The 25,596-nt window shown below is 71.9% G+C and carries 19 protein-coding genes; 3 read left to right on the plus strand and 16 right to left on the minus strand.

What is annotated here, in order from left to right:
• On the minus strand, positions 1 to 3,225 hold the full coding sequence (locus OG841_RS29910; protein WP_328638683.1) for an FtsX-like permease family protein: 3,225 nt from the start codon (positions 3,223 to 3,225) through the stop codon (positions 1 to 3).
• A gap of 156 nt (positions 3,226 to 3,381) precedes the next feature.
• Positions 3,382 to 3,795: a globin gene (locus OG841_RS29915; protein WP_266523589.1), complete on the minus strand. Its 414-nt coding sequence runs from the start codon at positions 3,793 to 3,795 to the stop codon at positions 3,382 to 3,384.
• 68 nt (positions 3,796 to 3,863) lie between these two features.
• Here OG841_RS29915 and OG841_RS29920 point away from each other — a divergent pair, with 68 nt between their 5' ends.
• A complete protein-coding gene (locus OG841_RS29920; protein WP_365115104.1) occupies positions 3,864 to 4,844 on the plus strand; it encodes a methyltransferase domain-containing protein in 981 nt (326 codons plus the stop codon).
• A 12-nt stretch (positions 4,845 to 4,856) separates the two neighbouring features.
• On the opposite strand, the gene OG841_RS29925 is transcribed toward OG841_RS29920, so the two are convergent.
• From OG841_RS29925 to OG841_RS29955, 7 genes are all read right to left on the minus strand, one after another.
• Positions 4,857 to 6,611 carry an FHA domain-containing protein gene (locus OG841_RS29925; RefSeq protein ID WP_328638681.1) on the minus strand — a complete coding sequence of 585 codons (1,755 nt, stop codon included), beginning with the start codon at positions 6,609 to 6,611 and terminating at the stop codon, positions 4,857 to 4,859.
• Between the two features lie 38 nt (positions 6,612 to 6,649).
• Entirely contained in the window at positions 6,650 to 7,996 is a 1,347-nt protein-coding gene (locus tag OG841_RS29930; RefSeq protein ID WP_371567206.1) for a vWA domain-containing protein, read from the minus strand.
• 110 nt (positions 7,997 to 8,106) lie between these two features.
• Positions 8,107 to 9,414: a PP2C family serine/threonine-protein phosphatase gene (locus tag OG841_RS29935; protein ID WP_371567208.1), complete on the minus strand. Its 1,308-nt coding sequence runs from the start codon at positions 9,412 to 9,414 to the stop codon at positions 8,107 to 8,109.
• A 3-nt stretch (positions 9,415 to 9,417) separates the two neighbouring features.
• Complete coding sequence (locus OG841_RS29940; RefSeq protein WP_371567210.1) at positions 9,418 to 11,952, minus strand: serine/threonine-protein kinase; 2,535 nt, start codon at positions 11,950 to 11,952, stop codon at positions 9,418 to 9,420.
• A gap of 25 nt (positions 11,953 to 11,977) precedes the next feature.
• Entirely contained in the window at positions 11,978 to 13,309 is a 1,332-nt protein-coding gene (locus OG841_RS29945; RefSeq protein WP_371567213.1) for a hypothetical protein, read from the minus strand.
• Between the two features lie 56 nt (positions 13,310 to 13,365).
• Positions 13,366 to 14,430: a glutamate ABC transporter substrate-binding protein gene (locus OG841_RS29950; protein WP_371567217.1), complete on the minus strand. Its 1,065-nt coding sequence runs from the start codon at positions 14,428 to 14,430 to the stop codon at positions 13,366 to 13,368.
• A 14-nt stretch (positions 14,431 to 14,444) separates the two neighbouring features.
• On the minus strand, positions 14,445 to 15,854 hold the full coding sequence (locus tag OG841_RS29955; RefSeq protein WP_365115339.1) for a hypothetical protein: 1,410 nt from the start codon (positions 15,852 to 15,854) through the stop codon (positions 14,445 to 14,447).
• Between the two features lie 272 nt (positions 15,855 to 16,126).
• On the opposite strand from OG841_RS29955, the gene OG841_RS29960 reads away from it, so the two are divergent.
• Entirely contained in the window at positions 16,127 to 16,696 is a 570-nt protein-coding gene (locus tag OG841_RS29960) for an AAA family ATPase (RefSeq protein WP_328643545.1), read from the plus strand.
• On the opposite strand, the gene OG841_RS29965 is transcribed toward OG841_RS29960, so the two are convergent.
• From OG841_RS29965 to OG841_RS29995, 7 genes are all read right to left on the minus strand, one after another.
• Positions 16,684 to 17,655 carry an N-acetylglucosamine kinase gene (locus OG841_RS29965; protein ID WP_328638675.1) on the minus strand — a complete coding sequence of 324 codons (972 nt, stop codon included), beginning with the start codon at positions 17,653 to 17,655 and terminating at the stop codon, positions 16,684 to 16,686. The genes OG841_RS29960 and OG841_RS29965 overlap by 13 nt on opposite strands.
• Positions 17,646 to 18,911: a 6-phospho-beta-glucosidase gene (locus tag OG841_RS29970; protein WP_328638674.1), complete on the minus strand. Its 1,266-nt coding sequence runs from the start codon at positions 18,909 to 18,911 to the stop codon at positions 17,646 to 17,648. The genes OG841_RS29965 and OG841_RS29970 overlap by 10 nt, the downstream gene beginning before the upstream one ends.
• A gap of 6 nt (positions 18,912 to 18,917) precedes the next feature.
• Entirely contained in the window at positions 18,918 to 19,811 is an 894-nt protein-coding gene (locus OG841_RS29975) for a carbohydrate ABC transporter permease (RefSeq protein WP_328638673.1), read from the minus strand.
• Between the two features lie 2 nt (positions 19,812 to 19,813).
• Complete coding sequence (locus OG841_RS29980) at positions 19,814 to 20,782, minus strand: carbohydrate ABC transporter permease (protein WP_328638672.1); 969 nt, start codon at positions 20,780 to 20,782, stop codon at positions 19,814 to 19,816.
• A 2-nt stretch (positions 20,783 to 20,784) separates the two neighbouring features.
• Positions 20,785 to 22,128 carry an ABC transporter substrate-binding protein gene (locus OG841_RS29985; RefSeq protein ID WP_371567221.1) on the minus strand — a complete coding sequence of 448 codons (1,344 nt, stop codon included), beginning with the start codon at positions 22,126 to 22,128 and terminating at the stop codon, positions 20,785 to 20,787.
• A 54-nt stretch (positions 22,129 to 22,182) separates the two neighbouring features.
• Positions 22,183 to 23,376 carry an ROK family transcriptional regulator gene (locus OG841_RS29990; protein WP_328638670.1) on the minus strand — a complete coding sequence of 398 codons (1,194 nt, stop codon included), beginning with the start codon at positions 23,374 to 23,376 and terminating at the stop codon, positions 22,183 to 22,185.
• 214 nt (positions 23,377 to 23,590) lie between these two features.
• On the minus strand, positions 23,591 to 24,694 hold the full coding sequence (locus OG841_RS29995) for a mechanosensitive ion channel family protein (RefSeq protein WP_328638669.1): 1,104 nt from the start codon (positions 24,692 to 24,694) through the stop codon (positions 23,591 to 23,593).
• A gap of 282 nt (positions 24,695 to 24,976) precedes the next feature.
• On the opposite strand from OG841_RS29995, the gene OG841_RS30000 reads away from it, so the two are divergent.
• Positions 24,977 to 25,513 carry an HNH endonuclease gene (locus tag OG841_RS30000; RefSeq protein WP_328638668.1) on the plus strand — a complete coding sequence of 179 codons (537 nt, stop codon included), beginning with the start codon at positions 24,977 to 24,979 and terminating at the stop codon, positions 25,511 to 25,513.
• Positions 25,514 to 25,596 lie beyond the last annotated feature (83 nt).

Below are 25,596 nucleotides of genomic sequence, written 5' to 3' on the forward strand. Positions count from 1 at the left end.
TCACTCGACCCCCTCACGCAGCGCCCGCGCCGGATCCGCCCGCCGCAGCGCCAGCGCCGCTGTCACCAGGAGCGGGGCCAGTGCCACCGCCGCCAGCAGTGCGGCCACCCGCGTGAGCGGGAGCTGGACCAGGACCGTGGGGACCGGCCGGGTCGCCTCGTCCGTGAGCACGATCAGCGGGACCACCGCCCGGGTCAGCACCGTGCCCAGCAGGGCGCCCACCAGCAGAGCCAGCGCCACCAGGACGCTCTGTTCCAAGGCCACCGCCCGGGCCACCCGCCGACGCGGGGCCCCCAGCGCGCGCAGTACGGCGAACTCGCCGCCCCGCTCCCGCAGCGAGCCCGCCGCGCTCACCGCGAACCCGACCGCGGCCAGCGCCGCCGCCACCCCGGCCGCCGCCGTGAACGCGGCCTCGGGGCCCGCGCCGAACGGGTCGTCGCGCAGCTGCCCGGCGAGCTCGTCCCGCGCCACGATCTGCGCGGGGTCCATGTCGGGCCAGGCCTGCAGTGCCGCGGTGACGCGGTCCGTGGCGCCCGGCGCGGTGGTGAGCCACCACTCGGTCGGCTCCACGCCCTGGGAGTACTGCTCCTGCAGCAGCCGGTTCACGGACCGCAGATCGACCAGCAGGGCCCCGCCGTTCTCCGTGGCGGTCGGCAGCTCCCGAACGGTGCGCACGATGCGCACCGGCAGGTTCTCGCCGCCCAGCGGTACCTGCAGGCTCTCCCCGACCGAGGCGCCCGCCGAGGTCAGGAAGCGCTCGGTCGCGACAGCCGTGATGCCGACCGCATTCGGCTGCGGGGCCTTCATCCGGACGGTGAGCACCCCCACGCTCCAGGTGTCGTCGAGCGGGATGAACCCGGTGGCGTAGTCCACCGACAGCCTCCTGGATCCCGAACTCATGCGCGGTGGGGCGGGTTTGTTCTTGTCGTCGGGACTCGATGTCACCCCTTCGCTCCGCGAGGTGACCTTCCAGGAGGTGGGCAACGGCAGTCGGCGCACCGTCCCGTCGGTGCTCTGCGCCGTCAACTCGCTCACGGTGAAGCGGTGTCGTTCGGCCTTTCCCCTGGGGACGGGCACGGCCAGCTCCAGGTCCGTCAGGGTCAGCGGGACGCCGGGCAGGTCGATGTCCAGCGCATGGGCCCGTCCGTCGTCGGGGAGTTGGCCGAGCGGGATCCGGTAGGGGGTGCCGTAGTGGTCCTCCAGGGTGACGGTGGCCGGCACCGTCATGCCCGGGACGGGACTGCGCAGGGTCGCCGTCAGCCGCAGCCTGGCCGTGCCCGCGGGCACCTCGACGCCCTCCGTCGCGCCGTTGGGGCCGAGTCCCTGGAGGAACGGCCCGGAGTGCAGGTCGGAGCGGATCAGCATCGAGGCGCGCGAGGTGTCCAGCGCCAGCACCGTCGCCACCCGGCCTCCGGACAGTGGCAGTTCGGACCGGGCGGCGGGCGCGGTCCGCCGTACACCGGAGACGGCCGCGAACTGCTCGGTGCGGCCGATCCCCCCGTCGCCGGAGGCCAGGACCCGCACCGCCACCCCGGCGCGGAAGTCCGCCTGGTCGGACTGCGAACGGTTCCAGGAGGCGCCCTGTCCGATCGCGAGCATGCCCAGCGCCACCGCGAGGACCAGGAGCAGCACCGGGCCCGCGCCGCGCATCGGGCGGCGGGCGATCTGCCAGCCCGCCAGGGCCGCGCTCAGCCCGCGCCCGCCCGCCGCCCGGCGTTCGGCGAGCCGGGCCAGCGGCGGCAGCAGCCGCAGCGTCAGCACGGTCCCGGCCAGCAGCGCCAGCGCGGGTGCCGCCACCAGCAGCGGGTCCACGCCCAGCACGCCGGAGCTGTCGTCGTTCACGGCACCGGAGGTCTGGCGGCTGAGCTGGAAGTACGCCACCCCGGCCACGGCGAGCAGTCCGACGTCCGCGCCCGCGCGCACCGTACCGGGCAGGGCCCCCGCCCGGCCGCGCGCGAAGGAGGAGGTCAGTGCGGGCAGCGTCACCGCCAGCGCACACCCGAGCGCGATGCCCGACGCGACCAACCACACCCCGGGCCGCCCGTCCCACGGCACCTCCAGACGCAACCCGATCCGGGCCAGCGGGCCCCGCCCTGCCAGCAGACGGGTCAGCGGGCGCGCCAGCAGCGGGGCGCAGAGCAGCGCGGGCAGCGCGAGCAGCAGCGCCTCCAGGGCGGCGAGGCTCGCGATCCGGCCGCGGGAGGCGCCGCGCGCCAGCAACAGTCTGCTCTCACCGCTGCGTTCGCTGCTCAGCAGCCCCGCCACCAGCAGCAGGGCGCAGCCCGCGAGCAGTACCAGCTGGAGGGCCACGATCAGGAGGGTGGAGCGGGACAGCAGCAGGGAGCGGTCGGTGCGGTCGAGGACCTCGGGCAGCGAGGTCGACGCGGTCGTGGCGCCGCTGAGGGAGGGCTCCTTGCGCAGCGCCGCGTTCCCGGCGAGTGCCGTCTCGCGCAGCGTGTCGGTGCGCGCGCTCGTCACCGTCGCGAAGTCGGCGGACGCCAGCCATCCCGCCGACCCGGCGCTCACCGTCCCGTCGGTCAGCACACCGGGATCGGCGAGCAGCGGGCCGTACGTCGTGAAGTCGAGCTTGTTGATGCCCCGCCCATGCAGGTCGTCGAGGAGCCAGTACGGGTCGTCGACGCGCACGGGCCGGTACACGCCGGTCACCGTGACCCGCACCGAGGGGCCGCGCAGCCGGTCGGTGAGGAGGAAGCGGGCGCCGGGGGCGAGGCGGAGGGCGCGGGCGGCGGTCTGCGGGAGCGCCACCTCGACGAGCCCGTCCGCAGCGCGCGGTAGCCGCCCCTCGACCACCCGCACCCGCCCGCGGTCCAGCGCCGCGAAGTGCGTCAGATCCGGGTCCCCGGACCGCCGCGACTCGGGCTGCAGCGACCGCGGCAGCGCGTACGGACCCGACCGCAGGAACGTCCGCACGGTCACCGGCAGCCCGTCGAACGTCTGCCGCGCCACCTCGCGTACGGCGGTGTCGGCGGCCGTACGACGATCCTCAGGGACGTCGGCCTTGACGACCAGCGCGGTGTCGGCGGCGTTGCGCGTGTCCTTGAGGGCGTGGCGCAGGGCCGCGTCACCGATCGCGCCGGAGTAGGCGGTGAGGGTCGCGAGGACCGCGGTGGTGAGCAGGACCGTGAGCAGGGCGGCGGCGAGCAGCAGCCGGTGCGCCCGCGCACGCAGGACGACAAAACGTGCGATTCCCCCGAACCCCGTCACCCGGCCCCCCGCCGTGTTGTGCAGATCTCCGGGCGAGGATGTCAGAGGTGATGGTCACGGGTAAGCGCTTGTAGCGCGGGCTTGACCGGATTGTGACCGGAATCCGGCGTCGGGCCACCGGAAAGCGACCGGAATCCGACGTTCAGTGAGAGGTGATCAGTCGGCGGTGTTCACCATCGAAGCGGCCGCGTACGTCAGGTAGTTCCACAGCTGTGTCTCGTGCTCCTCGGACAGGCCGAGTTCGTCGACGGCGTCCCGCATGTGCCTCAGCCACGCGTCGTGCGCCTCGCGATTGACCACGAAGGGCGCGTGGCGCATACGCAGCCGGGGGTGGCCGCGGTTGTCGCTGTACGTCGTGGGGCCGCCCCAGTACTGCATCAGGAACAGCGCGAGGCGCTCCTCGGCCGGGCCGAGGTCCTCCTCGGGGTACATGGGCCGCAGGACCGGGTCCTCGGCGACTCCCTCGTAGAAACGGTGGACGAGGCGGCGGAAGGTCTCCTCCCCGCCGACCTGCTCGTAGAAGGTCTGCGTCTGAAGCGTGCCGCGCCGGATCTCTTTCACGTCAACCATGGTCTCAGACGGGGTGGAGGAGGACTCAAGGCTTAGGACCTCCGGGGCTCAGGGTGCAGAGTGGAGGTATGGGCGCGCACGCTCTCGACAGGGATCTCACCGAACTCGCCGCCTCGGCGCGGACCGCGCTGGTGCGGGAGATCGACGCGAGCGGGGCCTGGGCCGCCGACCCGGTGTGGCGGGAGGCCTTCGAGGCGGTGCCCCGGCATCTGTTCGTGCCCTACTACTACGTGGGCGTCAGGGGAGGTTACGAGCGGCGCTGGGGCGAGAGCTCCGACCCGCGCGCCCGGGAGACGTGGGTGCGCGGGGCCTACGCCGACGCCCCGCTCGCCACCCGGCTGCGCGACGGCGAACTGGTCTCCTCCAGCAGTCAGCCCTCACTGATGGCGATGATGCTGGTCGCACTGCGGGTACGGGACGGCGACCGGGTCCTGGAGATCGGCGCCGGCACGGGCTACAACGCGGCCCTGCTCGCGCACCGGCTCGGCGACGACCGCGTCATCACCGTCGATCTGGAGCCGGAGATCACCGAGGCGGCGCGCAGGCATCTGGCGGCCGCCGGGTACCACCCTGCCGTCGTCACCGGCGACGGCGCCCGCGGGGTGCCCGAACGTGCCCCCTTCGACCGGATCATCGCCACCTGCACCCTGGCGTCGGTGCCGGTCGGCTGGCTCGCTCAGTGCCGCCCCGGCGCACGGATCCTGGGCCCGCTCGCCACCGGGCTGATCGCCCTGACCGTCCGGGACGCCGGACACGCGGAGGGACGGTTCCTGCACACGCCCGCCTACTTCGTGCCGTTGCGCGGGGCGGACCGGCACGAGGAGGGGTTCGTCGACTGGGGCGGGGTGCCGCGCCGGGCCCGGGAGAGCGAGCTGTTCCGCTTCCTGCTGGCGCTGACCCGGGACACCCTCGCACCCCGGGAGGCGTACGCACTGTGGCAGCACGAGGGGCAGCCGCGCCGTGAGCGGTACGGCATCACGGTCAGCGGAGAGCGGGAATGGGCGTGGCTGGACGACCCGGAGGGGCCGCACGCATGGCCCCTCCGGTGACGCGGCCGTTGGCTAGCCGCGGCGGATCGTGATCGTCGTCCAGGCGCCGACGTGCACCCGGTCGCCGTCCTGGAGCGGCACCGGCACGAAGGGCGTGATGGGCTCCTCGGCGCCGTTCACGGTGGTGCCGTTCGTCGAGTTCTGGTCGACGACCGCCCAGGAGCCGTCCGGTTGCTGGACCAGCACCGCGTGCTGGTGCGAGACGCCCGGGTCCTCCGGCGGTACCGACAGGTCGACGTCGGGGGTGTCGCCGGTGGAGTGCCGGCGGCGGCCGATGGTGACCTGGTTGCCGGTGAGCGTGCGCTGCTGCTCGGGGGAGTACGCGGGCAGGTTCAGGCCCGCGGCCTCGGGGCCGGAGCGCTGCATCATCGCCAGGAAGTAATCGCGGTCCGGGCCGATGGTCGCCGTCCAGGTCGCCGGCTGCTGCGGGAAGGACGGGCCGGGGGGCGCGGGCGGAGCCTGGGTGGAACCGGGCTGCGGGTAGCCGTAGCCGCCGGGTCCGCCAGGACCGCCGGGACCGCCGCCGGGGGCGGTGGAGGACGGCGGGGACAGGACCCAGTCGTCGGCGCCGCCGCCGAAGGACTGGCCGCCCGGCTGGGGCCGGTTGGTCTCCTGCGGGAAGGCGGGCGGAGCGCCCTGCGCCTGGAAGCCCTGCGGAGCGCCGCTCGTGGCACCGGGGCCGGCGGGCGGGGTCGGTCCGGGGGGCGGCGGGACCGGGCGGGAGGGGTCGGCGCCGAAGTTCGGCGGACCGCCCGGGGCGCCGCCGGGTCGGGACGGGTCGCCGGGGAAGCCCTGCTGGCCGCCGGGGGCGCCGGGACCCGAGGGACCGGGTTGCGTGGGGTGGCCGCCGTAACCCTGCGGGCCGCCGGGGCCGGAGGATCCGGGCGGGCCGGGCGGGGCCTGGGTGGGGCCGGGCTGCGGGTAGCCGTAGCCACCCGGTCCGGGGTTCCCGGGGCCGCCCTGCCGGGAGGGATCACCGGGGAAACCGGAGGGGCCGGGGCCGCCCTGGCGGGAGGGGTCCGATGGGAAACCGGAGGGGCCGGGTGCGCCGGGGCGGCCGAGGTCGCCCGGGAATCCCTGCGGACCACCGGGGCCGGAGGGGCCCGGCGCACCGGGCCGCGACGGATCGCCGGGGAAACCGGAGGGACCGGGGCCACCAGGGCCGCCAGGCCCGCCGGGGTAACCGGAAGGACCGGAGGGGCCGGGTGCGCCGGGGCCGCCGGGGCGCGAGGGATCACCGGGGAAACCGGACGGACCGCCGGGGCCACCGGGGCCGCCCGGGCCCGAACGGCCCGACGGCTCCGAGCCGAAGGGGATCGGTTCTGCGGGGCGGTTCACCTGGGACGGGCGGGAGCCCTGGTACTCGTACGAGTCACCGCCGCCGAAGGACGGACCGGGCCCCGCCTGCTGCTGGAAGTGCGAGGGCGGGCCGCCGGAGCCGGCCGGCGGGCGCGGGGCGGCCGGGGTGTACGAGGTCGCCGTGTTGGTCAGGAAGTTCCACCGGCACTCCTCGCAGAAGGGCGCACCGCCCTCACGAGGGGTACGGCACTGCGGGCAGAGCTCCGGCTCGGCGTCCGGTACGGCGGACAGATGCGGACGTCCACCGGGCTGGCCCCCGGGACCGCCGGGCGGCGGGAAGCCGTATCCGCCTCCACCCGGACCGGGCGGCGGCGGAGGGGGCGGAGGTACGGCACCGGCCATGCGGTGACCGCAGACCTCGCACCAGTCGTCGGAACCCGACTGGTGTCCGTTCGGGCAGGTCGGCATGTCGGCGCTTCCCCCTCTCGGATCAGGGAACTACTACGTCACTTCTTTACACGAACAGTCTTTGTCGACCGGGTCTCGAGAGTCATCTCGTCGGCCTCCTCGACCTTCGCCTTCAGTCGCACAGTACCTGTCGTGGCGTCGACGACGTCGACCACCTTCGAAAGCAGTTTCGCAGTATCGGCGTTCCCGGAGTTGTTCGCGAGCTGGACGGCCCGGCCCAGTTTGGCCGTTGCTCCGTCGAAATCGCCCGCCTTGCGCAGATCGAGCCCTTGCTGGATGGCTTGTGCCAGTTCGGCCTGGCCGGTGTAGTGGGCGACTTGGGGGTTGATCGACGTCGAGGCGACCATGTCGTCGGTCCACACGGCCCTCACGAGACCCTGCGCGCCCAGGTTCTGCGTCGTGCCGTCGGGCTGCGGGACGACCAGGGAGACCCGGGCCGCGAGCATCTCCTGGCCGATGTTCGCGGCCGGGACCTCGACGCAGACGTGGTAGTCACGGGACTCGTCTCCCCAGGAGCCGGTGGGGTAGTCCCCGGCGCGCGGACCGGCCTCGGTGCGGCGGCCGGTGAGCTCCTCGACGGTGGGCGCGACCTGCTTGACGAACTTGATGGTGGTGCCGACCGGGGTCCACACCCTGAGGGCGACGTCCGCGACCTCCTTGCCCATGGCCGCCTCCATCATCTGCGTGAAGTCCGCGGCGAGCCCTGCCGGGTCGGCGACGATGTCGACGGTGCCGAGCAGGGCGGAGGCGATCCCTGTGACTTCTTTCACTTCCCAGTCGGTGCCCACGCCGCGGGCGTCGCAGGTGAAGCGCCCCGCGCAGGCGTCGAGGGAGGCCTTGAGGTCCTCCGGCGACTCGTGTTCGTTGCGGCCGTCGGTGAGCAGGATGCCGTGGCGGATGGCGACCTCCGCCGAGGACAGCAGCCGGTCGGCGAGGCGCAGCCAGGTGCCGATGGCCGTACCGCCGCCCGCGCTGAGCTTGCGCAGCGCCTGCTTGGCCTGGTCGCGGGTGGTGGCGTCGGCGACCGCGAGACGGCCGTTGCCCGGATACACCTCCTTGGCCACGTGCGTGCCGCCGATCACCGCGAAGTGCACACCGTCGCGCAGGGTCTCGATCGCGGCGGCGGTGGCGTCGCGGGCGTTGCGCATCTTGGTCGGCGGGTAGTCCATGGAGCCCGAGCAGTCGACCATGATCGCCACCGCCGCCGAGGGTCCCTGCTCCGCCGACCAGAGGTGCGGGGCCGCGACCGAGCTTCCGATCGTGCCGCCGCCGGTCGAGGTCACCGTGACGATCGCGTTGACCTCGCGGCCGCCCTCCGGCAGGTACTCGTTCTGGTAGACGTCCATCGAGAACTGCGGCGCGTTCGACTTCGAGAAATTGGCCATGCCTACTCAAATCCCCCTCGCGAACCCCACATCCGTGGGGCGATGACTGATCGCGGACCGGTCCCCTCCGGTCCGGCGCTGCTGCCGCGGCGCATTCCCCGTGTGCGGCCTCAGGCCGATCCTGCCCCCTGCGGAGGGATCGGGAACGGCACGACGGCCACTGTTACGTTGTCGTGGCCCCCGCCGTCCAGGGCGTGGCCGACCAGAACCCGGGCGGTGTGCAGCGGACGCGCCGCGGCGTCGGCCGGTACGGCCTCCGCCATCTCGTCGGCCGCCTCCGCGTAGTTCCACAGGCCGTCGGTGCACACCACCACCACACCGGGCCGGTCCGGCTTGAAGGAAGCGGTGTGCGGGTCGAGTTCGTAGGCGTCCGCGCCGAGCCAGCCGGTGATCGCGTGGGCGCGCTCGTCGGCGTACGCCTCGGCCTCGTTCATCAGGCCCGCGGCGACCATCTGGGCGGCCCAGGAGTCGTCCTCGGTGAGCCGGGCCGGGGGTGAACTGCGGTCCGTCGGCACCCAGTAGACCCGGCTGTCGCCGACCCAGCCGACGACCAGCAGGCTCGGGGTGACGATCGAGCCGACGATGGTGCACGCCGGGGCGTTCTGGTGCGGCTGGTGCTCACGGGCCGTGGCGGGCTCCGCGGCGAGCGAGTTGACCGCGCGGGAGGCGGCGACGATCGCCTCGTGCATCGCCTGTTGGGGGTGCGTGCCCTGCGGCAGCGCGGCCAGCAGCGCGTCGGCCGCGGCCCGGGACGCGGCCAGGGAGGCGTCGTCGGGGCGGGTCGCGGAGGACACGCCGTCGCAGACGACCGCGAAGGTGACCGGCGAGCCGTCGGGCAGCACGCTGGTGCCGAGGGTGAAGGCGTCCTCGTTGCGGTGGTGCCGCAGGCCGCGGTCGCTGACGGCGGCGATCGGACCGGCCTCCTGCTCCATGTGGTCGCGCTCACGCGGCTGGGCGTGCCCGCAGTTCTCGCAGTAGCCGTCGTCGTCGACCCGGCCCGCGCGGCAGGCCACGCAGACCGTCGACGGTGCGGTGCCCTCGGCCGGGGTGGGCGGTCCGGCGGCCATCCGCGGGTCGGGCGCCTGAAGGACGTACTCGTCGGGCTCCGGCGAGCGGTCGAAGCGCACGCCGGAGACGGGGGAGACCGGCGAGCCCACGACCGGTCCCGACGGAGGCGGTGCCTGTTCGCCCGACTCGGTGCCCCGCAGGTCGGCCGGCAGATGGACCTCCGCCGGCGGGTGCGGGACCTCGGGCCAGGGGCCGCCGGGGGGCGCGCCGTTCACGGCGATGGTCGGGCTGTCGTCCGGCCGTGCCGGCACGGCGGACAGGTCGTATCCGCACGCACCGCAGAAACGGTCGCCCGATTCGAGCGGCCACTCGCAGCTGGGGCAGGCTGACAGCTGGGGCATCTGCGACATCAACTACACCCACGTCCGGGGGCGGTAACGGTTGGCTCGTTCCACCAGGTCGATCCTCTCCTCGCCGCCCTGCGCGAGCCGGGCCAGCGTGCGGTACGAACGCTCCAGGCCGAAGCGCAGTCCTCGCTCGTCCAGTCCGCTGCCGAGCAGCGCCCGTCCCACGGCGGCCGGGGCGACGGAGTCCTGGCCACCGGAGAGTATCCAGTCCAGGGCCGCGCCCAGCACCTCCGCCGACAGCTGCTCGCGGCGCGCCGGATCCAGACCGTACGCGTCCAGCGCCTCGACCTGCCCGGCGGCGGCGGTCAGGTCGTCCAGGAAGGGTACGTCGCCCGCGGTCGTGGTGCGTCCACGCAGCCGCGCGCGGACGGCGGCCACGCGGGCGGCGGTGTAGTGGATGGAGGACTCCGGCACCGACTCCAGCGTGTTCACCGCGCCACGGTGGTCCCCGGTCGCGAGTTGCACGCGCGCGAGGCCGAAGGCGGAGCTCACATAGCTGGGGTCGGTCGACCAGACCAGGCCGTAGTACTCGGCGGCGTTGTCGAGCTGCCCGAGCACCTCCGCGCACAGGCCGAGGGCGAGCTTGGGGGCAGGTTCGCCGGGGAAGGCGTCGTAGATCGCGTCGAAGGCGAGCGCGGCGGCCTCGTGGTCGCCGGTCACCAGCGCGGCGACGCCCCGGTACCAGACCACCCGCCAGTCGTCGGGCCGTTCCTCCTCCAGCCGCCGCAACGACTCGTCCGCGGTGTGCGCGTCGCCGTTCTCCAGCCAGGCCCGCACCTGCCGCAGGCGCGTCTCCGCGGATGCCGCCGGCGCGGCCGAGAGGGCGCCGAGCAGCTCCGCGGGCGCGGTGGTCATGAGCCCGGCGAGGAAACCGGCGTTGGGGTCGGAGGGGTCGACGTGGGGGACGGGGAGCGCCAGCGCGGCGGCGGGGGCGACGGCGGACTTGACGAGGGCGGTGACGGCTCCGCCGCCGGGCCGCTCGGGACCCGGGGTGCCGACCGGAAGAACAGCGGAGGTGGGAGCGGCCGTCCTGGGACTCCGCCGCCCCGCCGGAAGCACCCGCGTCCCCAGCCGCGACACCTCCCCGTCCAGCTTCGGGAACAACTCCGTGTCGGTGACGCGCACTTCGGGGCCGAAGAGCGTCGACAGGGAGGGCCTGGCACGGCCGGTCTGCAGGGAGACGACCTCGCGCAGGACCCCGGTCAGCTGCTCCGACATCTCCTGCGCTGAGGCGAAACGGCGGGCCGGATCCGGGTCGGTCGCCCGCACCAGCAACCGGTAGAACGACTCGTACTGGCGGAAGACCTCGATGTGGTCGGGGTCGGGCAGTGAGTCGACGAAGACGTTGGTGTAGCCCTGGAAGTCGAACGTCAGCACCGCCAGGGTGCGGGCGACCGTGTACAGGTCGGAGGCGACCGAGGGACCCACCTCCGCGACCTCCGGAGCCTGGTAGCCCACCGTGCCGTAGATGGCCGACTCCTCGTCGTCCATCCTGCGCACCGCGCCCATGTCGATGAGCTTGAGCTGGTCCTCGGTCTGGATGGCGTTGTCGACCTTGAAGTCGCAGTACAGGAGGTTGCGGCTGTGGAGGTGGCCGAGCGCCTCCAGGGCCTCGATGCCGTACGCGCACGCCTGCTCGACCGGCAGCGGGTCCCGCTTCCCGCCGGTGGTGCGGCGGTCGTTGGCGATCTCCTTGAGCGACTTGCCGCCGACGTACTCCATGACGATGTAGCCGTCGAGCGAGCCGGTGCGCTGGTCGAGGTGTTCGACGAAGTTGTAGATCCGCACGATGTTGGAGTGCTCGATCTCCGCGAGGAAGCGCCGCTCGGAGATGGCGGCTGCCATGGCGTCCTGGTCGCCGGTGTCCAGCAGACCCTTGAGGACCACCCAGCGGTCGGACACCGCGCGGTCCACGGCGAGGTAGACCCAGCCGAGACCGCCGTGCGCCAGACAGCCCGCGACCTCGTACTGGCCGTGCACGACGTCACCCGACTTCAGCTTCGGCACGAAGGAGTACGGGTGACCGCACTTCGTGCAGAAGCCCTCCGTGCGCCCGGACCGCTCCCCGCGCGAACGCCCCACCGGGGCCCCGCAGTCGGAGCGCGAGCAGAACCGCTTGCGCTCGGGCACCTCGGGGTTTTCCAGAACCATCTCGCGCGGGTCGGGCCGCGGCACCCCGGGCACCTCGACGAGGCCCGCTCCGAGCCGGCCGCGCCCGCTCGAACCGGTACCGGAGCCGGAGCTGCGCACCGACACCGAACGGCCCGTGGACTTCCCGGAGACCGAGCGCGACAGCCGTCCCGACACCGAGCGCCGGGACTTCGACGACTGCGAGGACGTACGCGAGGACGCGCGGCCGGTGGCGCGCGACGTGCCGCTGCCCTGCGAGCCCCTGCCGGTGGGCGCCGAGCCGGCCCGGCCTCCCTCAGCCGAGACGACCGGCGCCAGGCCGCAGGTGTCGCAGTACAGCTCGCCGCCGCCCATGTCCTCGTACGTACCGTCGCAGCCGGGCCGCTGGCAGGGCTGCTGTTCCTGACTCATGACGTCGCCGCACCCCCTTGGTCGCTCACGTTCCGGGCCCCCCACGGTCTTCGGGACCGCTCTGCTGCGGTACTCGCGGGGCTCCCAGCAGTTCGGCGGCCGCGTGCTGGTAGCGCAGCACGGCCTGTTCGGCGACCCGCAGGTCGCAGGGCGCGCTCCACAGCATCCGCCGGGCCGCGTCGTAGCGCTCGATCAGGAACGGGTCCTCGGCCAGGCCGTGCCGTGCGACCTTCGCCTTGTACGCGTCGAGACGGCCGCGCAGCTCCGCGCGGACCGCCAGCGGGGCGGTGACCGCGGTCAACGACTCGCGGGCGCGCAGCAGTTCGTCCTCCGCCTTCTCCTCCAGGGACTCCAGGAGCGGGGACAGGCGGTGCCACTGGGCGTGTCTGCGGTACTCGGCGGCCGTCGCCAGCTGCTCCTGCAGCACGGTCGGCGGACCGCTGACCACCGGCACCTCCGTGGCGGCGATCTTCGCGAGGACCTCACCGCGCGCGGTGCGGGCCTCGGCGAGCGTACGGTCCGCGCGGGAGAGCACGTCCCGCAGCCTGACCAGCCGGGCCTCCGCGTCCTGCCGGACGGTGAGCACGGCGTCGATCTCCCGGCGCACGTCCTCCAGGGCGCGCGCCTCGCGGTCGTACGCCGTGGTGTCCGGCTTTCCGCCGCCGGGCGCCGAACTGCCCTGCGCCTGCCGCCAGAAGGCGAGCGGGTCGGAGATCACCTGCTCGCGCAGTGAGGTGAGCGCGTGGGTGATGCGCTCCAGGTCGTCGCCGGCCGGGTGTTCCCCGGGGCGCACGCCGACGGAGTGCGCGAGCCGGCGGGTGCGCTGGAGTTCGGCGGCCAGTAAATCTATCCGCGCGGGCAGCGCCGACCAGACCGCGTCGGCGGCGACGACCATGTCCAGGCTCGACGCGTACAGGTCGTTCATCCGCTCGACGAGCGTCACCAGCGAGAACCGCTCGCTCAGCTTGCCCGAATTGCCGTGCAGAGTGGGTGCGTTGGCCGTGGCGGTCGCCGAGCCCGCGACGGTGACCGACTCGCCGCGCAGCAGCTCGGTCAGCTCCACCAGGTCCTCGCGGCTGGACCAGCGGCGGCGGGAGCGGATCTCGCGGGCCGAGCGCAACGCGTCCGCGTACGCGTCGAAATACGCCCACAGCAGGGTGATCGAGGCGTCGGCGGACGTCCAGCGCTCCTTGGTGACGCCGGTCAGTTCGGCGCCCTCGAGGAGCCTGCGGCCCGCGTGGTCCTGCAGGGCGAGGAGCGAGGTCTCGATCGCCTCGTGCTCCGCGCCGAGCCGCGCCAGCGCACAGTCCACCTCGTCCCGGTCCATCACCGGCCCGGGGGGTCCCGTGACGCCCATCGATCACCTCTCGCTGCTGAAGGGTTGCTGAGTGGTTGTCTGTCCTTGACGATCCGTCAGTTCTTGCGCAGGTACTTCGGTGGCGGTGGCTTCGACTTCGCCGAGCTCTCGTTCAGTGTGGCCGACAGCCACCTGTCGTACGACGCCTGCCAGCCGTCGGTGGTGTCCTTGCGGTAGTCCACCAGGATCTGGTTGACCCGGCGTACCAGATCGTCGGCGTCGCTCCTCATCGCCACGCCGTAGTACTCGGTGGTGAAGGGGGAGCCCTTCAGTTCGACCGTGGGGTCCTGGGCGGCCTGGCTCGCGGCGAGCGCGCCGTCGGTGACCACGGCGTCGACCTCGCCGAGCTGAAGCCTGACGAGACAGTCGAGTTGGTTGGGGACGGTGGTGCCGATGTTCGCGGAGGCGACGAGCTTCCCCGACTTCTTGTCCTCGTCCAGCTGGCTGAAGGCGGTCGAACCCTCCGCCGTGCAGATCTTCTTGTTCGCCAGCGTGCCGTCGTAGCCCTTGATGCCCGAGGACTTGGGGGCGAGGACCTGCTGCCCCGTCTTGAAGTACGGCGCGGAGAACGCCACGTCGGCCAGGCGCTTGCAGTTGATCGTCATCGTGCGCACCACCATGTCGACCCGGCCTTTCTGGATCGCCGGGATGCGCTGGTTGGTGGGGATCGCCTTGAACTGCACGGCGTTCGGGTCGCCGAGGATGTCCTGCGCGATCCGGTGCACCAGGTCGATGTCGAAACCCTCCAGGTCGGCCGTCGGGCCGCCGTTGGGGTTGCGGTAGCCCCAGCGGTAGCTGTTCTGGTCGACGCCGACGATCAGCTTGCGCTTCTCGCCCTGCCGGGCCTTGATCTTGTCTATGGTCGGGCCGTCCGCGCTCGAGGGGGCCAGCGTCTGGTCCTCCGGGTGCAGCTTGATCGCCGGGTTCAGGCAGGGGTCGTCGTCCGCGATCTGATCGGCGCGCGTCACGCCCGGGCCGCCGGTGCCCGTGCTGCCGTCGCCTTGTGACCGGGCCACCGGCAGGAGCAGCGCGAAGGCGAGCACCAGGCCGCAGACGACCGCCATCGCCCCGACACCGCCCCAACCCTTGAGACCGGTCCGCACACGTCCGCGCATCCGCATCGTCACGCCCCCTCTCACCGGTACTCCGACAGCCTGCGCCCGATGCCCAGCACCGCGCCGGCCGCGCCGAGGACGGCCAGGACGGCGGCGCCCACCGGCAGTCCGGTCATCGCGCCCAGGCCGTCACCGGCGGACCGCGCGAACTCGGCCTCCTCGTGGGTCAGGGCGTGGGCGAGGTTGTCGTCGACACTGTCGAAACACTCGCCCGTGGCGCCCTTGCTCCCTATGACCCGCTTCAGCGCCTCTTCGTAGTTGCCGTAGTCGTCCTGCTCGCGGGCCGCGGAGTGGCGCTGCTTCCACACCGCCATATTGCCCTCGGCCGCGGTGACCGGCTTCTTGCCGTTGCTGTCGTCGGCGAGCTTCGACGCCTCGGCCAGGCCCTTGCCGAGGGTGTCCATGTCCTTGTCGAAGTCGTAGTCGTAGGCGTCGTAGGTGACCTTCTGGCCCTGGGCGTTCTTCACGGTGACCGTCTCGGCGCCGCGGGCCACCAGGGTGAGGTTCTCGTTGCCGCGTGCCTTCAGGGAGGCGATCCGGGCGTCGTGCAGGACGTTGAGCGAGCGCACTCCGTGGTCGTAGGAGTCGTCGAGCCCCGCGCGCGCGACGGTGTGGCCGACGACCAGCCACAGCAGCACCACGGTCGCCGTCGCGGTGGCCGCGACCAGGCCGTGGTTGAGAACCCGGTTGGTGCGCCGGTAGTTGCGGTGCTGGGCCCAGGCGAGCCCGGCGAGGGCCAGGACGCCGAGGCCGATCGCGGCCCACGGGTAGGGCGTGGCGTCGGCGTAGTCGGCGCGCAGCCGCTGGTTCTCGCTGGTGTAGAGGTTCTGCGCCTTCGGGAGCATCTCCTCCTGCATCTTCTCGTTGGCGTACCGCAGATAGGCGCCGCCGACCGGGAAGCCCTGGCGGTTGTACGTACGGGCCCGCTCCACCAGGCCCTTGTACTCCGGCAGCAGGGTGTTGAGCTCGGCCACGGTCCTCGCGGCGGGGGAGTCCGGGTCGGAGTTCGAGGCGGCCTTGACCAGACCGGCCGCGGCCTTGTCGATGTCCTTCTCGTACCGGTCGCGGGAGCCGGCCGTCTCCTGGCCGCCGGCGAGGAAGCCGCTGGAGGCCGTGGTGTTGGCGTCGGCCAGGTAGCGGTAGATGTCGGCGGCGGCGCTGCTGAGCGGCTGGCTCTTGTGCAGCACGTCGTCCGCGGCGGCGGCCCGGTCGTTGGTCTGCCAGGCGGTGACCGCGCCGAAGAGGACGACGAGCAGGGCGAGCGCCGCGCCGATGATGCGCAGCCGGCCCGGTTCGGTGGTGGCGGCCGCGCGCACCTGGTCGAAACCCTCGGCGAAGGCCGTACGGCGGGCGGGCACCCGGTCCGGCGCGGGGGCGGGCGGGGACGCCTGCGGGGCCGGGGGTCCCGGCTGCGGCGGTACGGCCGGCATCGTGGGCACGCCGGAACCCGGTGGTGCCGTGCTGCTCTTCGGCGGGTGTGTCACTGTTTGACCTCCCCCATGGTCATCCCTCGCCGCAAGTATCGCTGCCGGGACCGACATCCGCACCGGGCTTCACTGGATCTTGATCGAACCGCAGCGGATCACCTGCGACGCCCGGCCATGCCCCCGCACCACCCCTTGCCCATGAATACGCCACCGGAATCGGTTCGGTTCCCCCGGGGGCGCGTAGGGTCGCCCTCGTGCGCGGGGTGCGAGTGGTGATGATCGGCGGAACGTCCCATACCGGCAAGTCCACGGTCGCCGGGGAGCTGGCCGACCGGCTCGGCTTCGAGCATCGGTCGACGGACCTGCTGGCGAGACACCCGGGGCGTCCCTGGCGCACGCCGGAGCGGGAGGTGCCGCCGCATGTGGCCGAGCACTACGCGACGCTCGCCGTCGACGAGTTGATCGACTCGGTCCTCGCCCACTACGAGCGGCTCTGGCCCCGCATCGAGGAGCTGGTCAGGACGCACGCCACCGGACCGGGCCTGGTCCTGGAGGGCTCGGCGCTCTGGCCGGAGCGGGTCGCGACGCTGGACGTGCCGCACACGGCCGCCGTATGGCTCACCGCCGACGAGGACGTCGTTCGCGCCCGCATCCGTGCGGCCGGGCGCTACGACGGAGCGACGGAGGAGGAACGGTTCCTGATGGACAAGTTCCTGGCCCGCAGCGTGCGTTACCAGTCGCTGATGGTGGAGGCGTTGGGCCGGCTGGGGCTGGCCCGCGTCGGTGTCGGGAAGGGCGTGTCCGTCTCCGAGGTGGCCGACGCGGTGCTCGCTCAGGCCTCGTAGTACGCCCGCGTCCTCGCCTGGATCTCCGCGGACGCCCCGGCCCGGTCGAGGCCGAGGAGTGCCGCGCCCAGGACCGGACTCGCCGTCACCACCCGGGGTACGGCCTTCGGGGCGCGCGCGGCGAGGAGTTCCCGCACGCCGTCGTCCAGTTGGGGGTGCCGGGCGGCCAGGACGCTGCCGCCGAGCAGGACCGGAGTCTCCTCGTCGAGGAGGTCGAGGCGGGTCAGGGCCACCGTCGCCATGGACACCACCTCGTCGGCCAGGCGGTCGACGAGCGAGCGGGCCACCGGGTCGCCGGCGGCGGCCGTGGCGAACAGCACCGGCGTCAGTTCGTGGCGGCGGGCCGGGGCGATGTCCTCCAGGTGCAGGGCCTCGATGAGGGCGTACATGGAGGGCAGCCCGAAGTGCCGCGGGAGCACGCGCGCGAGGTCGGTGTCGACGCCCCGCCCGTCCTCCGCGCGGGCCGCGTGCCACAGCGCCTCCTCCGCGAGGCCCCAGCCGCCGCCCCAGTCGCCGGAGATCCGGCCGAGCGCGGGGAAGCGGGCGGTACGGCCGTCGGGGCGCATGCCGACGCAGTTGATGCCCGCGCCGCACACCACGGCGACCCCGCGCGGTGCGGTGACGCCCGACCGAAGGATCGCGAAGGTGTCGTTGCGGACCTCCACCTCCGCGCCCCACGCGCGCGCGTGCAGGGCGGCCGCCAACTGCTGCTCCTCGACGGGGAAGTCGGCGTTGGCCAGACAGGCCGAGACATGGTCCACCGACCCGACCCCGGCCGCGGTGAACGCCTGCTCCACCGCGTCGGCGATCACGTCCACCGCCGCCTCGACACCCACCACCGGCGGCCGGAACCCACCGCCGCGGGCCGTGGCGAGGACGCTTCCGTCGGCCGCGACGACCGCGACGTCGGTCTTGCTGTTGCCCGCGTCGACGGCGAGGACACATGCGGTCAGGCCCACGCGAGATGCTCCCGGTTGTGTGCGATCAGTCGGTCGGTGAGGCCCTCGGCGTACGCGTACTGGCCGACGAGGGGGTGGGCGAGCAGCGCCTTGAAGACCCGGTCCCGGCCACCGTGCAGGGCCGCCGTCAGCGCCAGGTCCTCGTACGCCGTCACGTTCGCCATCAGGCCCGCGTACAGCGGGTCCACGGCGGGTACCGCCAGCGGGGTCGGCCCCTTCGGGCCCACCGCCGCCTGGACCTCGATCACCGCGTCGTCGGGCAGGAAGGGCAGCGTGCCCCGGTTGAGGGTGTTGACCACCTGGTAGGGGCTGCCGCCCCCGCCGAGGAGCCCGGCGGCCAGGTCGACCGCCGCCTCCGAGTAGTAGGCGCCGCCCCGCCTGGCGAGCAGCTCCGGTTTCTCGTCCAGGGCCGGGTCGCCGTACATCGTGAGCAACTGCCGTTCCATCTCGGCCACTTCGGCGGCCCGGGACGGCTTGGTGCCGAGTTCCCGTACGACCTCGTCGTGCGCGTAGAAGTAGCGCAGGTAGTACGACGGGACCACGCCGAGCCGGTCAAGGAGCGGGCGCGGCAGGTGCAGGTCGCCGGCGATCGTGTCGCCGTGCTCGGTGAGCAGCTCGGGCAGGGCGTCCTCGCCCTCGGGGCCGCCGAGCCGTACCGCGGTCTCCCAGGTGAGGTGGTTGAGGCCCACGTGATCGAGGTGGATGTCGGAGGGGCTGACGCCGAGGAGCCCGGCGAACTTCCGCTGGAAGCCGATCGCCACGTTGCACAGCCCGACCGCCTTGTGCCCGGCCTGGAGGAGGGCGCGGGTGACGATCCCGACCGGGTTGGTGAAGTCGATGATCCAGGCGTCCGGGTTGGTGCGGCGGACGCGTTCGGCGATGTCGAGGACCACCGGGACCGTGCGCAGCGCCTTGGCGAGGCCGCCCGCGCCGGTCGTCTCCTGGCCGACGCAGCCGCACTCCAGGGGCCAGGTCTCGTCCCGCTCGCGGGCGGCCTGGCCGCCGACGCGGAGCTGCAGGAGCACCGCGTCGGCGCCGTCCACGCCCGTGTCCAGGTCGTCCGTCGTCGTGATCCGGCCGGGGTGGCCCTGCTTGGCGAAGATGCGCCGGGCGAGCCCGCCGACCAGCTCCAGGCGCTCGGCGGCCGGGTCGACCAGGACGAGTTCCTCGACGGGCAGGGTGTCCCGCAGGCGCGCGAAACCGTCGATGAGTTCGGGGGTGTAGGTCGAGCCTCCGCCGACCACGGTGAGTTTCATACGTGGTTAACCCTTCACTCCGGTCAGCGTGACGCCCTCGACGAACGCCTTCTGCGCGAAGAAGAACACGAGGATCACGGGGGCCATGACCAGCACGGTCGCGGCCATGGTGAGGTTCCAGTCGGTGTGGTGCATGCCCTTGAAGGACTCCAGGCCGTAACTCAGCGTCCAGGCGTTCTGGTTCTCCGAGGCGTAGATCTGCGGGCCGAAGTAGTCGTTCCAGGCGTAGAAGAACTGGAAGAGGGCCACCGCGGCGATCCCGGGCCTCGCCATGGGGATCACCACCCGTATCAGGGTGCGGAAGTCGCCGCAGCCGTCGACCTTCGCCGCGTCCACGTACTCGTTCGGGATCGTCATCAGGAACTGCCGGAGCAGGAAGATCGAGAACGCGTCCCCGAACGCCATCGGGATGATCAGCGGCCACAGGGTGCCCGACAGGCCCAGCTGCTTCGCCCAGAACAGGTACATCGGGATGATGACGACCTGCGGCGGCAGCATCATCATCGAGATGACCAGCATCAGGGAGAGATTGCGGCCCCGGAAGCGGAACTTGGCGAGCGCGTACGCCACCGGGATCGACGACACGACCGTAAGGACTGTTCCCAGTCCCGCGTAGATCAGCGTGTTGCGCCACCAGGTCAGAAAGCCCGGGGTGTCGAAGACCCGCCGGTAGTTGCCCCATTCCCAGGTGTGCGGGATCAGATCGCGGCTGAGGGCCTGGGTGTCGCTCATCAGCGAGGTCAGGAACACGAACACGAAGGGCAGCGTGAAGAAGAGGGCCGCGGCGAGGCCGAGGGAGTGGATCGCGACCCACTCCAGGGCGGCCTTGCGCCGGGCGGTGCGCTGTGCGGGCGAGGCCGGGGTCTTCAACTCCACCGGCCGGTCCAGTACTTGGGTCATGGTCAGTCACCTGCCTGGATGAGACCGCCCCGGCGCCGCATCAGGAACGCGGTGAACACCATCGACAGGGCGAAGAGGACGAGGGCGACGACACACGCGGAGCCGTAGTCGAAGCGCTGGAAGCCAAGGTTGTAGACGAGCTGGGGGAGGGTCAGCGTGGACTTCTCCGGATAGCCGGGCTCGAACTGCGTGCCCGCGCCCTGGATCACACCCGAGGCGACCTTCCCGGCGATGAGTGGCTGTGTGTAGTACTGCATCGTCTGGATCACGCCGGTGACCACGGCGAACATCACGATCGGCGAAATGTTGGGAAGGGTGACGAACCGGAACCGCTGCCACGCCGACGCCCCGTCCAGCTCGGCGGCCTCGTACTGCTCCTGCGGCACGTCGAGCAGCGCGGCCATGAAGATGACCATCAGGTCGCCGATGCCCCACAGGGCGAGCAGGGTGAGGGCCGGCTTCGACCAGGTGGGGTCGTTGAACCAGCCGGGGGCCGGGATGCCGACCTTCTCCAGGACCGAGTTGACCGGTCCCGTACCGGGGTTGAGGAGGAACGCGAAGGCCATGGTGGCCGCGACGGGCGGGGCCAGATACGGCAGGTAGAAGAGCGTCCGGAAGATCCCCGTACCCGTCTTGATCTTCGTGATGAGCAGACCGACCCCGAGGCCGAAGACGACCCGGAGGGAGACCATCACCACGACCAGCCACAGGGTGTTGCGCAGGGCGGGCCAGAAGAAGGGGTAGTGCTCGAAGACGTAGGTCCAGTTCTTCGTCCCGCTCCAGGTCGGCGGCTTGAAGCCGTCGTAGTGCATGAACGAGAAGTAGACGGTCGAGAGCAGCGGATAGGCGAAGAAGACCGTGAAGCCGATCAGCCAGGGTGACATGAAGGCGGCCGTGCGAAGTGCTTGTTTCCGCCGCTTCGCAGCGAGGCCGGACCCGCGGCGCTTCGACGCCAGAGTGACGGTGCTCATCGCTACTTCGCCTGCGCGATGTCTGTGTCGATCTGCTGTGCCGTGTCGGCGAGGCCCTTGTCCAGGTCGGTGACCTTGCCGCTCTCGTAGTCGTAGCCGAAATTCTGGATCGTGGCGAGGTAGACACCGCCGTTGATCGACGCCGGTGACGAGGACGAGTTCGGGTTCGCCGCGATGTCCAGGAACGTCTTGAAGCGCGGGTCGTACTTCAGCTTCGGCGACTTGAGGGCGGCCAGTGTGGACGGCACGTTGTGGATGTCGTTCGAGAAGCCGACGACCGCGTCCGTGTCCGTGGTGATGTACTTGACGAACTCCCAGGCCGCGTTCTGCTTGGTGCTGTTCGCGGCGATGCCGGCGATCGTGCCGGTGATGTAGCCCTTGCCGTACTGGTCCGTCTGGTTGTCGGGGACGGGCAGCGGGGCGACACCGATCTCGAAGCCGGGCTTGGCGTCCAGGGCCATGCCCAGCCGCCACTCACCGTCGAGCTGCATGGCGACCTGGCCGGTCTGGAAGGGGTGCTTGGGACCCCACTCGTCGCCCAGCGTGGCGCGGAACGTATCCAGCTTCTTGTAGCCGCCGAGGTCGTCGGCCAGCTTCTTCTGGAGGGTGAACGCCGCCTTGAACGCGGGGTCCTTGGCGACGTTCGACTTGCCGCTGGAGTCGAAGTACGTCGGCGAGAACTGGCCGAGGTAGTGCTCGGTCGTCGTCTCCCAGCCGTGGTAGTTCGGCATGAAACCGAGCTGCTTGTACGTGCTGCCCTGTGTGATCGTCAGCTTCTTGGCGTCCGCCTCGAACTGGGACCAGGTCTTGGGCGGCGAGGTGATGCCGGCCTTCTCGAACGCGGTCTTGTTGTAGTAGAGCCCGTACGCGTCGCCCAGCAGCGGCACGGCACAGCGGTCGCCGTCGAACTGCGTGTACTGGTTCATCGCGGCCGGGAAGGTCTTCTCCGGGTCGACGCCCGACTTCTTGAAGAACGGGTTGAGGTCGACCAGCGCACCCGAGGAGCAGAACTTGCCCACGTTGTTCGTGGTGAACGACGAGATGACGTCCGGGGCCTTGCCGCCGCCCGTGCGCAGCGCCTGGTTGATCTTGTCGTCGGTCATGTTGCCGACGACGTTGACGTGGATGTTGGGGTGCGCCTTCTCGAAACCGGCGACCAGCGTCTTCACGGCCTTGACCTCGGAGTCCGCGCTCCAGGCGTGCCAGAAGTTGATGGTCGTCTCCTTCGAGGCGTCGTCCTCGGCGCCGGAGGAGGACTGGCCGGTACAGGCGGTGGTGACGAGCACCACGGACACGGTCAGGGCAAAGGCCGCGTTTCGGGCGACTGAGGGTATGGCTGTGCGCATGACGGGATCTCCCAGGGACGGGACGGCGTGGAAGAGGGGGGTGGGTACGGGGGTTCAGCGTGAGGTGTCGAAGACCTCGTCGCGGGTGGCCGCGAGCGCGCTCTCCAGCGCGCCGCGCAGCACGGGGTGTTCATGGACGTCGCCGACGACCAGCCGGGGGCGGGAGGCTGCCAGTTCCTCCAGCTCGTCCTGGACGAGGGCGCGCAGGGTGTCGCCGCCGGCGGTGAGCGAGGCGCCGCTGAGGACGACGAGTTCGGGGTCGAGGACGGAGACGAGGGAGGCGAGACCGGTGGCCAGACGGGTGGCGTAGGTCTCCAGGAGCAGCCGGTTCAGGACGGTGTCCTCGGTGGTGGCACGCTCGACGAGGGCGGCGGCGACCTCGGCGTACGGCCCCGAGGGGATGTCCGTCATGCCGAGCTCACGGGCGAGGTGGGGGATGGCCTGGGAGCCCGCCAGCTCCTGATAGCCACCACTGTTGGCTTTCCTCACCTGCCGCACCAGGGGTGCTCCGGGAACCGGCAGGAAACCTACCTCTCCCGCGCCGCCGGTCCAGCCGCGGTGCAGCCGTCCGCCGAGGACCAGGGCGGCACCGAGACCGCCCTCGTTCCACAGCAGCACGAAGTCCTCGTGCCCGCGGGCCGCCCCGAGCCGTTGTTCGGCCACGGCCACGAGGTTGACGTCGTTCTCGTACTCGACCGGCATGGGCAGGGCGGCGGCGAGTTCACCGAGGAGGGCGGGGGTGTGCCAGCCCGGCAGGTGGGAGGCGTAGCGCAGTCGGCCCGTGCCCGGGTCGAAGGCGCCCGGGGTGCCGATGACGAGCCGATGGACGTCGCCGCGGGCGAGTCCCGCCGCCTTGACCGCACCGTCGAGGGCGTCGGTGACCTGCCGGACGACGGGCTGGGCGGGTCGGCGTCCCGGGGTCGGCAGTGCGAAGGAGCCGACCGTGCGGCCGGTGATGTCGGCGACCGCGGCGAGGATGCGTTCGGGGGTGACGTCGAGCCCGGCGGCGTACGCGGCGGTCGGATCGACCTCGTACAGCTGGGCGTTGGGACCGGGTCTGCCCTCGGTGGTACCGGTGGCGAGTACGAGGCCGGACGCCTCCAGGCGGGCCAGGAGCTGGGACGCGGTCGGCTTGGAGAGGCCGGTGAGCTTGCCGATCCGCGTACGGGAGAGGGGGCCGTGCTCCAGCAGGAGGTCGAGCGCGGCACGGTCGTTCATGGCGCGGAGTGTGCGTGGTGTGCCTGCCATGGGTGCCCCTCTCCGTGACTGCCGGACGACTGTACTGTCCGGCAACTGTTAGGAAGGTTTCCTATTGGATGCATCGGAACATAGGTCTGGACCACCTGTCCGTCAAGAGGGGAACGACAAACCGCCCCCGCAGGAAACGGAGTCGTTACCTGCGGGGGCGGTCGAGGGGCGGGAGTGGGCGCCTACCTGACGTCGATGGAGTCGCCGGCGGGCACTACTTCGCCGCCGGACGCTGAGCCGGTGCCTGCGCGAGCGGGGAGGCCGTCGCGGCCTGCGGGGACTCGGAGTTGGAGAAGACCGACGGTGCCGCGACCGCCGCGGTCGGGTCGGCGGCCTCTTCCTCCGGGGGGACCGTCGCCCCGCCGACGATGCGGATGTCCGCCGCGTCGAAGGCGCGTTTGATGCGCCAGCGCAGCTCACGCTCGACCGTGAGGGACTTGCCGGGCATCGTCTTGGCGGAGACCCGCACGACCATGGAGTCCAGCAGGACGCTGTCCAGGCCGAGGACCTCGATCGGGCTCCACAGGAGCTCGTTCCAGGGCTCTTCCTTGCTCATCTTCTCGGCGACCTCGCCCAGCACTTGCTTCACGTTGTCGAGGTCCTCGGAGGCCCGCACGGTCACGTCCACGCCGGCCGTCGCCCAGCCCTGGGAGAGGTTGCCGATGCGCTTGACCTCGCCGTTGCGGACGTACCAGATCTCGCCGCTGTCGCCGCGCAGCTTGGTCACCCTGAGGCCGACCTCGATGACCTCGCCGGACGCCACGCCCGCGTCGATGGTGTCGCCGACGCCGTACTGGTCCTCCAGGATCATGAACACGCCGGAGAGGAAGTCCGTGACGAGGTTGCGGGCGCCGAAACCGATCGCCACACCCGCGACACCGGCCGACGCGAGCAGCGGGGCCAGGTTGATCTCGAAGGCGGCCAGGACCATCAGGGCGGCGGTGCCCATGATGATGAAGCTCGCCACCGAGCGCAGCACGGAGCCGATGGCCTGCGAGCGCTGCCGGCGGCGCTCGTTGTTGACGAGCAGACCGCCGATCGCGGTGCCGTCGACCGCCTGGGCGGTGCGGTTCATCCGGTCGATGAGCTTGGTGATGGCCCGCCGCACGACCATTCTCAGCACCCCGGCGATCACCAGGATCAGCAGGACGCGCAGGCTGATCGCCAGCCAGGTCGACCAGTTCTGCTCGACCCAGCTCGCGGCGTTCGTCGCGCTCTCCTGGGCGTCCTGGAGACTCGGCACGGCCGGCGTCGAGGTGTCCGAGGGGGACGGCGACGGCGACGGACTCGCGGCCAGTAGGACGGCGGACAAGGACACGGCAGGTACCTCCAGGTGCTGCGTCTGCCTTCCGGTACGGCGGTCAAGGTCACGAAAAGGTCACCGGTAAAGCAGGCTCACCACACTAACGGTGCATCGTGTGTGGATCGTTGCAATGTCCGGGGGAGAGACAGCTCTCACCTGGGGATGAAGAAAGGTGTGGTCGAAAACACTCCCAGCCCGTTACCGGGACATGGTGGCGTTTCTCCCGGCAGAGAGGGGAGACTGACCTCAGATCGTCCCGGCGCGAGCCACGTGCCGCCGACGCCCAAGGAGGCATCCGTGCCGCATGTCCTGGTACTCAACGCGTCGTACGAGCCCCTCGGCGTCGTACCGCTCCGCCGCGCGCTCGTCCTCGTCCTGGAGAACAAGGCGGTCTCCCTCGAGGAATCCGGCGCCTTCATGCACAGCGCGACCGTCACGGTCCCCGCTCCCAGCGTGGTCCGGCTCAAGCGATTCGTCCGGGTTCCCTATCGGGGGCCCGTTCCTCTCACCCGCAGGGCGCTCTTCGCCCGTGACGGGGGCCGGTGCATGTACTGCGGTGGCGTCGCAACCAGCGTCGACCACGTCATCCCGCGCAGCCGCGGGGGCAAGCACGTCTGGGACAACGTGGTGGCGTCCTGCCGGCGCTGCAACCACGTGAAGGCCGACCGGCACCTGTTCGAGATCGGCTGGCGGCTGCGCCACAAACCCGCCCCGCCCACCGGTCTGGCCTGGCGCATCATCGGCACCGGGCACAGGGACCCACGCTGGATGCCGTACTTGCAACCGTACGGCGCCGAAGACGCCATGGCCCGGATCGACGGCATCTCTGCCTGACGACGATCCGGGCCTTTGTGTTGCCGCACGCGGCGGCTCGGACCGGTCCCGGAGGCCCCCCGTACCTCCGGGACCGGAGTATC

This window comes from Streptomyces canus, assembly GCF_041435015.1.
Classification (GTDB): domain Bacteria; phylum Actinomycetota; class Actinomycetes; order Streptomycetales; family Streptomycetaceae; genus Streptomyces; species Streptomyces canus_G.

Coding starts and splice junctions, on each gene's coding strand:
- OG841_RS29915 (WP_266523589.1), bottom strand. CDS start 3,795: ATGGTTGACGTGAAAGAGATCCGGCGCGGCACGCTTCAGACGCAGACC.
- OG841_RS29920 (WP_365115104.1), top strand. CDS start 3,864: ATGGGCGCGCACGCTCTCGACAGGGATCTCACCGAACTCGCCGCCTCG.
- OG841_RS29925 (WP_328638681.1), bottom strand. CDS start 6,611: ATGCCGACCTGCCCGAACGGACACCAGTCGGGTTCCGACGACTGGTGC.
- OG841_RS29930 (WP_371567206.1), bottom strand. CDS start 7,996: ATGGCCAATTTCTCGAAGTCGAACGCGCCGCAGTTCTCGATGGACGTC.
- OG841_RS29935 (WP_371567208.1), bottom strand. CDS start 9,414: ATGTCGCAGATGCCCCAGCTGTCAGCCTGCCCCAGCTGCGAGTGGCCG.
- OG841_RS29940 (WP_371567210.1), bottom strand. CDS start 11,952: ATGAGTCAGGAACAGCAGCCCTGCCAGCGGCCCGGCTGCGACGGTACG.
- OG841_RS29945 (WP_371567213.1), bottom strand. CDS start 13,309: ATGGGCGTCACGGGACCCCCCGGGCCGGTGATGGACCGGGACGAGGTG.
- OG841_RS29950 (WP_371567217.1), bottom strand. CDS start 14,430: ATGCGGATGCGCGGACGTGTGCGGACCGGTCTCAAGGGTTGGGGCGGT.
- OG841_RS29955 (WP_365115339.1), bottom strand. CDS start 15,854: ATGCCGGCCGTACCGCCGCAGCCGGGACCCCCGGCCCCGCAGGCGTCC.
- OG841_RS29960 (WP_328643545.1), top strand. CDS start 16,127: ATGATCGGCGGAACGTCCCATACCGGCAAGTCCACGGTCGCCGGGGAG.
- OG841_RS29970 (WP_328638674.1), bottom strand. CDS start 18,911: ATGAAACTCACCGTGGTCGGCGGAGGCTCGACCTACACCCCCGAACTC.
- OG841_RS29975 (WP_328638673.1), bottom strand. CDS start 19,811: ATGACCCAAGTACTGGACCGGCCGGTGGAGTTGAAGACCCCGGCCTCG.
- OG841_RS29980 (WP_328638672.1), bottom strand. CDS start 20,782: ATGAGCACCGTCACTCTGGCGTCGAAGCGCCGCGGGTCCGGCCTCGCT.
- OG841_RS29985 (WP_371567221.1), bottom strand. CDS start 22,128: ATGCGCACAGCCATACCCTCAGTCGCCCGAAACGCGGCCTTTGCCCTG.
- OG841_RS29990 (WP_328638670.1), bottom strand. CDS start 23,376: ATGGCAGGCACACCACGCACACTCCGCGCCATGAACGACCGTGCCGCG.